12 protein-coding genes are annotated in these 12,209 nt (G+C 60.2%); 5 read left to right on the forward strand and 7 right to left on the reverse strand.

The window, feature by feature from the left end:
* Positions 1-5 precede the first annotated feature (5 nt).
* From ABOK31_RS30615 to ABOK31_RS30625, 3 genes are all read right to left on the reverse strand, one after another.
* Entirely contained in the window at positions 6-668 is a 663-nt protein-coding gene (locus tag ABOK31_RS30615; RefSeq protein WP_174172735.1) for an ABC transporter permease subunit, read from the reverse strand.
* Complete coding sequence (locus ABOK31_RS30620; protein ID WP_174172736.1) at positions 665-1,462, reverse strand: amino acid ABC transporter ATP-binding protein; 798 nt, start codon at positions 1,460-1,462, stop codon at positions 665-667. Before ABOK31_RS30620 ends, ABOK31_RS30615 begins: the two co-directional genes overlap by 4 nt.
* Positions 1,463-1,530: 68 nt before the next feature.
* A complete protein-coding gene (locus tag ABOK31_RS30625; RefSeq protein WP_349962773.1) occupies positions 1,531-2,364 on the reverse strand; it encodes a transporter substrate-binding domain-containing protein in 834 nt (277 codons plus the stop codon).
* A 199-nt stretch (positions 2,365-2,563) separates the two neighbouring features.
* On the opposite strand from ABOK31_RS30625, the gene ABOK31_RS30630 reads away from it, so the two are divergent.
* The gene (locus ABOK31_RS30630) at positions 2,564-3,283 is read left to right on the forward strand and encodes a GntR family transcriptional regulator (RefSeq protein WP_174172738.1); all 720 of its coding nucleotides are present in this window, start codon (positions 2,564-2,566) and stop codon (positions 3,281-3,283) included.
* Positions 3,284-3,292: 9 nt separating this feature from the next.
* On the forward strand, positions 3,293-4,078 hold the full coding sequence (locus ABOK31_RS30635) for a pyrroline-5-carboxylate reductase (protein ID WP_349962775.1): 786 nt from the start codon (positions 3,293-3,295) through the stop codon (positions 4,076-4,078).
* Between the two features lie 95 nt (positions 4,079-4,173).
* Here the strand turns inward: ABOK31_RS30635 and ABOK31_RS30640 are convergent, their stop codons facing one another.
* Genes ABOK31_RS30640 through ABOK31_RS30650 form a run of 3 tightly spaced genes read right to left on the reverse strand, consistent with a single transcriptional unit; the run spans position 4,174 to position 7,784 of the window.
* Entirely contained in the window at positions 4,174-5,442 is a 1,269-nt protein-coding gene (locus tag ABOK31_RS30640; RefSeq protein WP_349962776.1) for a glycerate kinase, read from the reverse strand.
* The gene (locus ABOK31_RS30645; protein ID WP_349962778.1) at positions 5,439-6,527 is read right to left on the reverse strand and encodes a tartrate dehydrogenase; all 1,089 of its coding nucleotides are present in this window, start codon (positions 6,525-6,527) and stop codon (positions 5,439-5,441) included. The genes ABOK31_RS30640 and ABOK31_RS30645 overlap by 4 nt, the downstream gene beginning before the upstream one ends.
* Before the next feature lie 21 nt (positions 6,528-6,548).
* Positions 6,549-7,784 carry an MFS transporter gene (locus ABOK31_RS30650; protein ID WP_349962826.1) on the reverse strand — a complete coding sequence of 412 codons (1,236 nt, stop codon included), beginning with the start codon at positions 7,782-7,784 and terminating at the stop codon, positions 6,549-6,551.
* A 175-nt stretch (positions 7,785-7,959) separates the two neighbouring features.
* Between ABOK31_RS30650 and ABOK31_RS30655 the strand changes: the two genes are divergently transcribed.
* Entirely contained in the window at positions 7,960-8,874 is a 915-nt protein-coding gene (locus ABOK31_RS30655) for a LysR family transcriptional regulator (protein ID WP_349962779.1), read from the forward strand.
* 152 nt (positions 8,875-9,026) lie between these two features.
* On the opposite strand, the gene ABOK31_RS30660 is transcribed toward ABOK31_RS30655, so the two are convergent.
* Positions 9,027-9,806, reverse strand: a complete 780-nt coding sequence (locus ABOK31_RS30660) for a 3-keto-5-aminohexanoate cleavage protein (protein WP_349962781.1) — start codon at positions 9,804-9,806, stop codon at positions 9,027-9,029.
* Positions 9,807-9,891: 85 nt separating this feature from the next.
* Here ABOK31_RS30660 and ABOK31_RS30665 point away from each other — a divergent pair, with 85 nt between their 5' ends.
* Together ABOK31_RS30665 and ABOK31_RS30670 are read left to right on the forward strand one after the other, a co-directional pair.
* On the forward strand, positions 9,892-10,782 hold the full coding sequence (locus ABOK31_RS30665) for a MurR/RpiR family transcriptional regulator (protein WP_349962783.1): 891 nt from the start codon (positions 9,892-9,894) through the stop codon (positions 10,780-10,782).
* Positions 10,779-12,107 carry an aspartate aminotransferase family protein gene (locus tag ABOK31_RS30670; protein ID WP_349962784.1) on the forward strand — a complete coding sequence of 443 codons (1,329 nt, stop codon included), beginning with the start codon at positions 10,779-10,781 and terminating at the stop codon, positions 12,105-12,107. The genes ABOK31_RS30665 and ABOK31_RS30670 overlap by 4 nt, the downstream gene beginning before the upstream one ends.
* The last annotated feature ends 102 nt before the right edge of the window (positions 12,108-12,209 follow it).

The raw sequence follows: 12,209 nt of genomic DNA on the forward strand, positions 1-12,209 counted from the left end.
GCCTCCTAGCTGACGAGAAGCTGCCGACGGCGTTCCAGGAAGCCGACGATTTGCGTGATCGGAAAGGACACGACGAAATAGATCAGCGCCACGACCGTGAATGTTTCGATCGGCCGGTATGTTTCGGTCGCGAGCGTCTTTCCCTGGTACATGAGGTCCTGGATCGCCACGATCGCAACCAGCGCACTCTGCTGGAAAATGACGATGCCGTTCGTCAGCAAGACGGGGATGGAGGCGCGGAACGCGGACGGGAAAACGATGTAGAGTACCCGCTGCAGCGGTGAAAGGCCGAGCGCGATACCGGCGTCGAGTTGCTCCCGCGGAACCGCCTGGATCGCCGCCCGATAGGCTTCTGCATTGAAGGCCATAAGGTTCAGCCCAAGCGCCATCACACCCATTGTGATCGGGTCGAGAAAGACGTCGAAAATCATCGGAACGCAGTAGAAGATCCAGACGATCTGAATGATGGCGGGCGTGCAGCGGAAAAATTCGACGAACAGCATGAACGGCAGACGGACTAGCCGGTAAGGACTCATGATCAAAAGAGCGAGCCCAAATCCCAGACCGATGCCGATGACATTGGCCGCCGCCGTCAGCTCCAGAGACACCCATAAGCCCTTGAGCAGCGGCGCGATCGAGACTGCGTTGAAGTCGAAGGTGTAACTCACGCAACCGCCCCCTGCTGCTTGATGTGAAACACGCGGTCGATGAATTCCTTGGTGCGCTCTTCCCTGGGAGAGCCGAGCACCTGTTCTGGAGGGCCGTCCTCGACGACGACACCGCCGGCGCAAAAGATCACGCGCGAGGCAATGTTCTTCGCAAACCACATGTCGTGGGTGACGATCATCATCGGCATGTTCTGCGATGCCAATTGGAGGATCACCTGCTCCACCTCGCTGACAAGCTCGGGGTCGAGTGCCGAAGTCACCTCGTCGAAAAGCATCAGCTTGGGATCCAGCATCAGGGCGCGGGCAATCGCGACGCGCTGCTTCTGGCCGCCGGAAAGCTGGGCGGGGTACGCATTTGCCTTTGCAGCAAGTCCAAACCGCTCAAGAAGGGTCTGGGCACGAGCCATAGCCTTCGATTTCGCCTCACCCCGTACCTTGCAGGGCGCAAGGATGAGGTTCTGGATGACATTCAAGTGCGGGAAAAGCGTGTAGTGCTGAAAGACCATGCCGATCGATCGACGGACTTCCGTATCGATGAGGGTCTTCTTGCCGGGGCCTTCAGACGAGATATAGGCCTTCCCATCGAAGCCGATCGAACCGCTATCTATCTGCTCAAGGCCCATCATTACCCTGAGCAGCGTGCTCTTGCCGCCGCCGCTCGGGCCGATGACAACGACGCGTTCGCCAGGTTTCATTTCGATGTCGATGCCTTTCAGCACCTGAATGGCTCCATTGCCATAGCTCTTGTGGAGCGCCTGCATTTTGACGAGGGGAAGGCTGAAGGACATGGTCATGGCCGATCTCGGTTTGTCTGGAAAGCGAGAGAGTGCGTCGGCGGCCAGGCGCCGACGCCGGACGGGACTTATTTTGCGCCCTTGAGGACTTCATCGACGGCCTTGCGGATCAGCTCGTCGACATGGCCGGTCGCGACCTTCTCTTCGAGAAAGATGTTCACGACTTCGACGTCTGAAGCCGACATATTATGCGGCAGACCGAAGGATACGCCTTGCTTGGCAAGGGCGGGCTTCGGGTTCAGAGCAACGGCCCAATCGGGATTTGCCTGGGTCAGAAGCTGGTTGGTATCGGAGGCGTCGACCAGGATGTCGGCTCGCTTCGAGGTAAGGGCCAGACGCGTCTCGTCATTGCCCGGAAGCCGCATGATCGTGGCATTCTTCACGGCTGCGGAGATTGCCTTGTCCTGGGCTGTCCCGGACATGACGGCGATCGTCACGCCTGCCTTGTCGACATCAGCCACCGACACTGCCGTCACCGGAACCTTCGGGTTGTTCTTATTGTAGGCGAGCGAGATCTGATATTCCATCGCCGGGATGGAGAACTGGACGGCCATGGCGCGGGCCGGCGTCCGGTTCAACGCCAGCGAGACGTCCCATTTCCCAGCCTGAAGACCGGCGACGATATTGTCCCAGGTCGTATCGACAAACTGCGGCTTCACCTTGAGAACGTCGGCGAATTCCTTGCAGAGATCGGCAAAGAAACCCGAATACTCACCCGTTGCCGGGTCGCGCATGACATATGGCGGCGCCACGGCCGCGCCACACCTCAAAACCCCTGCCTTCTGCACGCCCTGCCAATAGCCGTCGGCGGTCTGAGCGTGAGCGGTGGTGGCGTGAAGGCCTCCCATCAGGGCGAGCGCGGGCAGCGCCCGCAAGGCGGACGTGATCAACTTCGAAAGCATCGGCATTCCTCTTTTGCTGTGCGCGAAGCGCGGTTCCACTCGTCGGCTTTGGCCGTTTCTTTTCGATTTTTATGTCGGCTACGTGTCGACTAGTAAATTTATGTCAACAGCGTGTCGACAAAGTCAAGCGAAAAAATTAAGATTGCTGATGCGCTGTTTTTCTGGCCCAATGCCGCATACGCAAATGAAAGGGACTTAAGTGTCTGACGAGACTGAAGTGAAAAGGGTTCGGGGAACCGGTTGGAAAAGCGTCTATGATACGCTGCGAAACGAGATCCTCGCGCTCACCTTACCGCCGGGGCAGCTTCTCGACGAGATGAGCCTGGCCGAACGCTTCGACATGTCTCGATCGCCGGTGCGGGAAGCCTTGATCCGCCTGGGGGCGGAAGAGCTGGTCGTGACGCTTTCCAACCGCAGCACGATCGTCGCGCCGATCGAAGTCGCGACCTTTCCGAAATATGTGGAAGCGCTGGACATCGCGCAAAGGATGAACACCCGTCTAGCGGCGGCACTGCGAACCGATACCGACCTCAAGCTCATTGCCAAACGGGAAAAGGCATTTGCGACCGCCGTCAAGACTGGAAACCATCTGGCGATGTCGGAGGCGAACAAGGAGTTCCACATGGCGATCGCCTATGCCGGCAAGAACCAATATCTGGCATCCTTCTACGATAAGCTCCTGTCTCAAGGTCAGCGCATGCTGCACCTGCATTTCGAATATTTGGAGCGTTCCCACGAGGGGTATCTTCTCACGGACGAGCATAGCCTGATGCTGGAGGCGATCCGAGACAAGAACGTCGATCTGGCGGATGAGCTCGCCCATGCGCACACCCGGCAATTCCAGGACAACTTCATCAACTTCATGCGCGAGAACTACACGACCGACGTCCCGCTCGGATCCGCGCGAGCCGCAGAATAGAAGGCTGGAATGAAAGCAATCGGCTTTGTCGGAACGGGCGCGATCACGGAAGCCATGGTGGAGGGCCTCCTGGCCGAGCCGGCTCACTCATCCAATATCCATGTCTCGCCTCGCAATGCGGAAATCGCCGCAAGGCTTGCCGCCAAGTTCGACACGGTAACTGTCGCGGCTGACAACCAGGCGGCCATCGATCAGAGCGACGTCGTAATCCTGGCCATCCGTCCGCAGATTGCCAAGGACGTCATACGTCGGCTTCGTTTCAGGGATGGACAAAGCATCGTCAGCGTTATCGCGACGATGGAACGCCAAAATCTGCTCGATTGGATCCGGGCCGAGGTAGATCTCGTGCAGGCGATCCCCTTGCCTTTCGTCGCGGATCGTCGGGGCGTAACCGCCATCTACCCTCCCCATCCGGAAATCGCGGCCCTATTCGATGCCCTCGGTACGGCCGTTCAATGCGAATCCCGCAAGGAGTATGATCTCCTTGCCGCAGCCAGCGCGATGATGTCGACCTTCTTCGGTATCATGGAGTTTACGACCGACTGGCTGGAAAAGAATGGGCTCGATCGAACGAAGGGCCAAGCCTATATGGCGCCGCTGTTTGAAAGTCTCGCGCAGCGGGCCAATGAGAGGAATGTTGATTCGTTTCATTCGCTCAGCGAGCAATTCGCCACAAAGGGCGGGTTGAATGAGCAGGTCCTGTCGGATTTTGAGGCGAAGGGCGGGCGAACCGTATTGGTCTCGGCATTGGATCGGGTGTTGGCTCGTATCGAAGGACGCGGTGACGACATCTGAAAGCGTAATTCACAAGAGTTTCCGGCGAGTTCGACGCCGGCCGGACCATGGCGACGATCTTGGCTCTGCGGTTGCCGCGGATAGACATGGCGGGATCAGCGGATCAGGATTGCGCGGATGTCGTTTACATTGGTCAGCGTCGGTCCGGTGACAACAAGGTCTCCGATCGCCTTGAATGCCGTGTAGCTATCGTGCAGGGAAAGAGCCGAGCGCGGCGAGACGCCTGCGTCCTGCAAGCGTATGAGCGTGTCGGGGGTGATGATTGCTCCGGCGGCATCCTCGACGCCGTCGATTCCATCGGTATCCCCGGCGATGGCCCATATTCCCGCTGCGCCGTTCAGACCGATCGCCAGGCTTAGAAGGAACTCGCAGTTGCGACCGCCGCGACCGATCGAATCGTGCGGCAATGATACCGAAGTCTCGCCGCCCGAGAGAATGATGGCAGGGCCAGCGACCGGAAAGCCTTTCTTTTTCGAGGAGGTGGCTATGCCTGCAAATACGGTGCCGACCTCCTTGGCTTCACCTTCCAGGGCGTCACCCAGAATGAGGGGCGTCAGCCCGTTGGCGCGGGCGGTTTCCGCAGCGGCAAAAAGCGCCATGCCCGGGGAAGCGATCATTCTGATCTCGGAGTTCAGACTTTCAGGACGCATGGGAGCGCCACCTTCCACTAGCACCTCCAAGGCAGTTGCGGGCAGTGACAGGCGATACCGTGCCACAATCTCCCGAGCGTCTTGCACCGTCGTCGGATTGGCAACCGTCGGGCCGGAAGCTATCTCCGATGGATCGTCGCCCGGGACATCGGAAATGACCAGCGTGACAACGCGAGCGGGATGAGCGACCTGCGCAAGCCGGCCACCTTTGATACCCGAGAGCTGGCGACGCACGGTGTTCATCTCGGAGATCGAAGCGCCGCTTGCCAAAAGCGCCTTGTTGACGGCTCTCTTGTCGTCCAGTGTCATGCGTCCGGCAGGATGGACAAGAAGCGACGAGCCACCGCCGGAGATCAGCGCGATCACGAGGTCGTCTGGCCCGAGGCCTCGGACGCATTCCATGATGCGCGAGGCCGCCTCGACGCTCATGTGATCGGGAACCGGATGAGACGCTTCGATGATCTCGATGCGCCCTGCGGGGACGGCATGGCCGTATCGTGTCACGACGATACCGCTGAGGTCGACATCGCCCCAGGCTGTATCGAGGGCAGCCGCCATTGCGGCGGATGCCTTGCCGGCGCCGATGACGATGCACCGGCCTTGGGGTCGCTCCGGCAGATGGGATGCGACCACCTTCGCCGGATCGGCGCTGGCGACGGCCGCGTCGAAGATCCTGCGCAACACATCCCGGGCGGACGCATCGTTCCAGGTCATTCGGCCGCTGCCAGGATATTGGAGCCGGCAATCGCTTCGCAAACCGCGTCGGTGACTTGCTGGGTGGTAGCCTTGCCGCCGACGTCCGGGGTCAGGATGCCGGCTTCTGTAACGCGTTCGACGGCTGCCATGAGCCGCGTAGCCGCATCCTTCTCGCCGAGATGCTCCAGCATCTGCGCCGCGGTCCAGAAAGTGGCGATCGGATTGGCGATGCCCTTTCCGGTGATGTCGAATGCGGAACCATGGATCGGCTCGAACATCGACGGGAAACGACGTTCCGGATCGATATTTCCAGTCGGTGCGACACCGAGCGATCCTGCCAGCGCGCCTGCGAGGTCGGACAGGATATCCGCGTGCAGGTTGGTTGCGACGATCGTGTCGAGGCTTTCCGGCTTGAGGGTCATGCGTACGGTCATGGCATCGACCAGCATCTTGTCCCAGGTGACATCCGGGAATTCTTTCGAAACTTCTGCGGCGATCTCGTCCCACATGACCATTCCGTGGCGTTGGGCGTTCGACTTGGTCACGACGGTCAGAAACTTGCGCGGACGCGATTGGGCCAGCCTGAAGGCGTAACGCATGATGCGGGTGACGCCGACGCGGGTGAAGATCGCCACCTCGGTACCGACTTCCTCCGGCAGGCCCTTGTGGGCGCGTCCGCCATGGCCCGAATATTCGCCTTCGGAATTTTCGCGCACGATGACCCAGTCGAGATCGCCAGGTCCGCAATTGCGCAGCGGCGACGTAATTCCAGGCAGGATCTTGGTCGGACGGACGTTGGCGTACTGATCGAAGCCCTGGCAGATCGGCAGACGCAGGCCCCAGAGCGTGATGTGATCCGGCACGTCCGGCGCACCGACCGCCCCGAAATAGATGGCGTCAAACGCTTTCAGCGTTTCCAGACCGTCGGCCGGCATCATCACGCCGTGCTTCTTATAGTAATCCGAACCCCAGTCGAAAGTCTCGGCATGGATCCTGAAGTCACCGCTACGCTTCTCGAGAGCTTCGAGAACCTGAAGGCCGGCGGCAATCACTTCCGGGCCGATGCCGTCCGCAGGGATGGCTGCAATCTTGTATTCACGCATGGTCGTTCTCCATTCGGTATCTCAGTGTTGGACGGATGTCTTGGTTTGCGCACCGCGGGTTCCGGTGCGCGAAAGGATCAGGGTGACGGCGGCAGACACGACCAGCAGCGCCGCGACGAAATAGAGGCCGCCGGCAAAGCTTCCGGTCATGTCGTGGATCCAGCCGATCATCGAGGGGCCAACGAAGCCGCCGAGGTTGCCGATCGAGTTGATGGTCGCAATCCCCGCCGCAGCAGCCGGCCCGGACAGAAACAGGGTCGGCATGCTCCAGAGCGGCGGCTTGGAAGCACTGATCCCGACGTTGACGAGCGTCAGGGCCGCGAGCACGGCAAACACCGTCGTCGAACCCGTCGCGAAAGCGAGGCCCGCTGCCGCAAGAAGACATGCGCCCACGACGTGCCAGGTGCGCTCGCCTGTCCGATCGGAATTACGCGCCCACAGGATCATTGCAACGACGGCGAAGATGGCTGGGATGGCATTGATCAATCCGACCTGAAACGAGGAGAGACCGAAGCTCTTGATAATCTGCGGAGACCAGATTCCAAGCGTATAGAGACCCGCCGACGTTCCAAAATAGACGAGCGACAGAGCCAGAATCCGCACATTCGCGAGCCCCGCCCAGATGCTGTGGCTTGCCTTGGACTTCGCGGCATTCTCCTGATCCATCGTCTTGACCAGCCAGGCTCGCTCATCGTCCGATAACCACTTCGCCTTCTCGGGACGGTCCGTCAGGAAGAACAGCACAACGACACCGAGCAAGACGGCCGGAACCGCTTCGATGATGAACATCCACTGCCAGCCGGCAAGACCCCAGAGACCGTGCATCTCAAGCAGAGCGCCGGAGATCGGGGAACCGATGGCGGTTGCGAGCGGGGCCGCGGCCATGAACATCGCCGTGACCGCGGCTCTGCGCCGGGCAGGGAACCAGTAGCTGAAATAAAGAATGATGCCCGGGAAGAAGCCAGCTTCGGCGACGCCGAGAAGGAACCGAAGCACATAAAAACTCGTCGCGCCCTGCACCAACGCCATGCAGCCGGAGACAATGCCCCAGGTGATCATAACGCGGGCGATCCAGATGCGGGCTCCGACCTTGTTGAGGATAAGGTTCGACGGCACTTCAAAGAGAAAATAGCCGATAAAGAAGATGCCTGCACCGATGCCAAACACGGTGGATGAGAACCCAAGATCCTTGTTCATCGTCAGCGACGCGAAACCGATGTTCACACGGTCGATGAAGGCGATGAGATAAAGAACCATGATGAATGGCACGATACGCCATGTGATCTTGCGCAGCACGCGCGATTCCAGGTCGCTCAAAGCAATTTCCTCCCTTTTTTGCGCGCCTCCCGCGCAATTCCGGGATCATATTTTTGGCTTTTCAGGAAACCAACCTTCAGATAATTATATAATTTATTGATATAATGGATCGCCAATGGAACTCGAGCAGTTGAAATGCTTTGTCGCCGTCGCCGAAGAGCTTCACTTCGCCCGCGCCGCCAGCAAGATGGGTCTCCAGCCTGCATCGCTCGGCCGGCACATACGTCTGCTCGAGGAGGCTCTTGGGGCACGGTTACTTACGAGAACCACCAGAAGCGTTTCATTAACCGAGGATGGCATCCTGCTCTTGAACGAAGTCCGCCCGATCCTTGGAAAACTGGATGATCTGGCGTCCCGGTTTCGCGCTGGCCGCCATCAGACCACCTCGATGCTTCGGATCGGAGCAATCGACAGCGCGGCCGCCGGTCTGGTCCCTCTCCTGTTGCAGGACTTTCGAATGATCGATCCTGATACGACGACGCAACTCGTCGAGGACAAGTCGATCCGGCTCATTCCAAAACTGCTCGCCGGACGGCTCGATATCATCCTGATCCGGCCGCGCGAGGGACTAAGCCGCAGCCTCGTCGTCAAGCCGCTTTTCTTCGAAACGGCCGTCGTCGCGATGCCTGCAGAACATCCCATGGCGACCTTGCCGGAAATCTCGATCGATGACCTTATAGATGAACCACTGATCGTGCCCGAGAGACGCTCCCGGCCACATAGCCACGATCTCACGATGGACCTCTTCGCATCGATAGGGTTGCGACCGAGGATCGCCCAGATCGCCGATGAGAAGCAGACGATCATCAACATGGTCGCCGCCGGTATCGGCTCGGCGATCGTTCCGCGTTGGACATCGAAGCTTGCCCTTTCCGGCGTCCGCTACATTCCGATCAAGCTTCCTGGCGACAAACCCATAGAGAAGCTGCCGCTCGCCGCGGCTTGGATCAAACAGGTCCGGGATCCCGTTCGCGACTCCATGCTTGATCTCCTGGCACGCAATCTCGAGCGTTACGCCAGCATCGCGTGAGGCCCTGACATCAATCAGCGCCCAAAGTCGACTTGAGGAAGGGGATACAAAGGTGGTCAATTACTGAGCTGCGTCGATTGCCTGCACCACAGCGATCGCAAACTTCAACGGACAGGCCACCGGGCTTCGCCATACCTACTAGGGCGATTTCGCTAACGCCGAAGCCCGAGATGTCGAAGCACCGACTCGACGTCACGCACGAGATCCGCATTTGACGAGGCAAAGCTGCCATCGGCCCTATAGAGATTGTTCTCGAAACCGACACGGACATGCCCGCCCAAAAGCGCTCCGGCGGTAACGCATGCTGCTTCGTGGCGGCCGAATGCGCAGACGCTCCAATGGGAAAAGCGCGGCATGTCTGGCGCGAGAAAAGGCAAAAGATCTGCCGGCGCCGAGGTCTGCCCAACGCTGTAACGACCCAGAACGTAGAGCACCGGCACATCATCGAACGCCAACAGGCCGCGCTGACGATATTCGGCCAAACGGATCGCCTCGGCGGGCTCATAAAGGATGATCTGCGGCAGCACGTCTTCCCGTCGCATCCAGGCGAGCAGGTCCGCGAAGGCCGCTTCGTGGGAAGCATCCGGAACAAGTTCGCGCAATGCAAGCGACGCAGCCTGCGGGCGCACGGCCTTCACGACCGCAATCTGTTCTGCCGGTGAATAAATCCCCAATGCCTCGCTGGTAATCTGGATCACCATTCTGTCCGCGACCTCGGCGCGGATCGCGGCGATCGCGGCCTTGTAGGCATCAGCATCCAGCAGATGCGTGCCATCCGGATTGCGGACATGCACATGGATCATCGACGCGCCTGCTTCCAGGCATTCACGGGCGGTACGAGCCAGTTCCGCAGCCGTCAAGGGAATGGCGGGATGATCCTGTTTCGTGCGACGCCCTCCATTCGGGGCCACTGTGATAGTTATCTCCGGCATGTCAGCCCCTTCGATCCATATGTTTCATATAAATCACAATGAAACATATGTTGCAATAACGCCCTACTAGAGATACAAATCCGGCATGGAAAAAAATCCTCTTGAAGAGACGATCCTTGCAGCCTTCGACGGGATGTCCGCGCAATTGCAGGCGGCCGCCCGCTATATTCTCGACCACCCTCGCGATATCGCGCTGCTTTCGATGCGCGAGCAGGCGCGACAGGCGGGGCTGCAGCCGGCAACGATGACGCGGCTCGCCAAGCATCTCGGCTTCGAGGGCTACGAGGACATACGGTCGCTTTATCGCGCTGCGGTTCGAGGCGACGCACCAAATTTTGCGGGTCGCGTGAGCGAGCAGGCGCAGCACCAGAAGCTAAAGGGCGACCAGTTTCTCGCTGGCGAGATGCTGATGACCTTCGGCAGACAGGCGGCGTCATTGGCAGAGCCGGATTCGCTTGCCCGCATCGCCGACATCAGCGCCCGCATTTCGGCGGCGCGCGAGGTCTATTGCCTCGGGCTGCGCTCCAGTCATGCCCCAGCCTGGCACCTTCACTACATCCTTTCACTTATCGGAAAGCGGTCGACGCTGCTCGACGGAATCGGCGGAACCGGGACCGATCCGATCGGCCGGGCCGGGCCGGAGGACGTGCTGGTGGCGGTGAGCGTCCTTCCCTATACGCGCGCCACCATCGAGATCGCCGACTATGCCCGCGAACGCGGCATTCGCGTCGTCGCCATCACCGACAGCCCGGTTGCGCCGCTGGCACAGTCTGCGGACATGGCCCTCATTGTCCGGACCGACAGCCCCTCCTTCTTCCACAGCATGGTCCCGGCTTTCGCGGCCGCCGAAATCGTCGGCGCGCTGGTTGCCGGTCACGGCGGCGACGAGACGCTTTCGGCACTTAGCGAATTCGACGAACGCCTCGCCGCCCTCGGCACACACCTCACGTCCCGCAACATCAGGAAAACACCGTGACCCACCTGCTTCATCGATCCATTCATGCCAACCTGCCGGTCGCCGTGCGCGGCGAAGGCATTCATTTGTTCGATGCCGCCGGCAAGGCCTATATCGACGCCTCCGGCGGTGCTGCCGTTTCCTGTTTGGGTCACGCCCATCCCGACGTGCTCGCGGCGCTTCATGCGCAGCTCGATCGCATCGCCTATGCTCATACCGGCTTCTTCACGACGGAAGTCGCCGAGGAGTTGGCCGACCAACTTGTCGCCGATGCACCCGAAGGTCTCGATCACGTCTATCTCGTCAGCGGCGGATCGGAAGCGGTGGAAGCGGCGCTTAAGATGGCGCGGCAATATTTCGTCGAGAAGGGTGAGCCGCAGCGTCGCCACATCATCGCCCGCCGGCAGAGCTATCACGGCAATACGCTGGGGGCGCTCGCAACCGGCGGCAACGAGTGGCGGCGGGCACAGTTCAAGCCGCTGCTGATCGAAACGCATCACATCGATCCCTGCTATGCCTATCGCCTGCAAATGCCCGGGGAAAGCGACGAGGCTTATGCCGCGCGCGCCGCTGGTGAACTGGAGGCGAAGATCCTCGAACTCGGCGCCGATCAGGTCATTGCCTTCGTCGCCGAAACGGTGGTGGGCGCAACGGCCGGCGCCGTTCCGCCTGTCGCCGACTACCTGAAACGCATTCGCGCCATCTGCGACAAATACGGCGTACTGCTGATCCTCGACGAGGTGATGTGCGGCATGGGTCGCACCGGCACGCTGCATGCCTGCGAGCAGGATGGGGTCGCGCCAGACCTCATGACCATCGCCAAGGGTCTCGGCGGTGGGTATCAGCCGGTCGGCGCGGTGCTGTTGTCAAAACGCATCTTCGATGCATTCGCGCTCGGATCGGGCTTCTTTCAGCACGGCCATACCTATATGGGCCATCCGATGGCCGCCGCCGCGGGGCTTGCGGTGCAAACCATCCTGAAGCGGGACGGCCTGCTCGGCAATGTCAGGGACATGGGGAATTATCTGGAAGCATGCCTTGTCGAGCGGCTGGGAAACCACCACCATGTTGGCGACATTCGCGGCCGCGGCCTTTTCCGTGGCGTGGAACTCGTGAAGGATCGCACGACGAAGAAACCGTTTGACGCCGGACTGAAACTCAATGCGCGGATCAAGAAGGAAGCCATGACGCGCGGTCTGATGGTCTACCCGATGGGCGGCACCATCGATGGACAGAACGGCGACCACGTTCTGCTTGCCCCGCCTTTCATCGTCGGGAAAGACGACGTCGAGGCGATCGTGGAAAGACTAGGAGATGCCATCGAGGCCGCAATCGCCTCCATTTGAGGACTGCACAAAAGACCTATGACCTCTGGAGAAGGCCCGCGCTGTCTTACAGCGCGGGCTTTTGCTGTTCGGTCTTTCATGGGTGCGCGACGCCGGCCAGCG

It is taken from the genome of Rhizobium sp. ZPR4, from assembly GCF_040215725.1.
GTDB lineage: Bacteria > Pseudomonadota > Alphaproteobacteria > Rhizobiales > Rhizobiaceae > Rhizobium > Rhizobium rhizogenes_D.

Excerpts from the sequence above, each read along its gene's own strand:
- ABOK31_RS30640 (WP_349962776.1), bottom strand. The coding sequence starts at position 5,442 with ATGACCTGGAACGATGCGTCCGCCCGGGATGTGTTGCGCAGGATCTTC.
- ABOK31_RS30655 (WP_349962779.1), top strand. The coding sequence starts at position 7,960 with ATGGAACTCGAGCAGTTGAAATGCTTTGTCGCCGTCGCCGAAGAGCTT.
- ABOK31_RS30665 (WP_349962783.1), top strand. The coding sequence starts at position 9,892 with ATGGAAAAAAATCCTCTTGAAGAGACGATCCTTGCAGCCTTCGACGGG.
- ABOK31_RS30660 (WP_349962781.1), bottom strand. The coding sequence starts at position 9,806 with ATGCCGGAGATAACTATCACAGTGGCCCCGAATGGAGGGCGTCGCACG.
- ABOK31_RS30635 (WP_349962775.1), top strand. The coding sequence starts at position 3,293 with ATGAAAGCAATCGGCTTTGTCGGAACGGGCGCGATCACGGAAGCCATG.
- ABOK31_RS30645 (WP_349962778.1), bottom strand. The coding sequence starts at position 6,527 with ATGCGTGAATACAAGATTGCAGCCATCCCTGCGGACGGCATCGGCCCG.
- ABOK31_RS30625 (WP_349962773.1), bottom strand. The coding sequence starts at position 2,364 with ATGCTTTCGAAGTTGATCACGTCCGCCTTGCGGGCGCTGCCCGCGCTC.
- ABOK31_RS30650 (WP_349962826.1), bottom strand. The coding sequence starts at position 7,784 with ATGGTTCTTTATCTCATCGCCTTCATCGACCGTGTGAACATCGGTTTC.
- ABOK31_RS30620 (WP_174172736.1), bottom strand. The coding sequence starts at position 1,462 with ATGACCATGTCCTTCAGCCTTCCCCTCGTCAAAATGCAGGCGCTCCAC.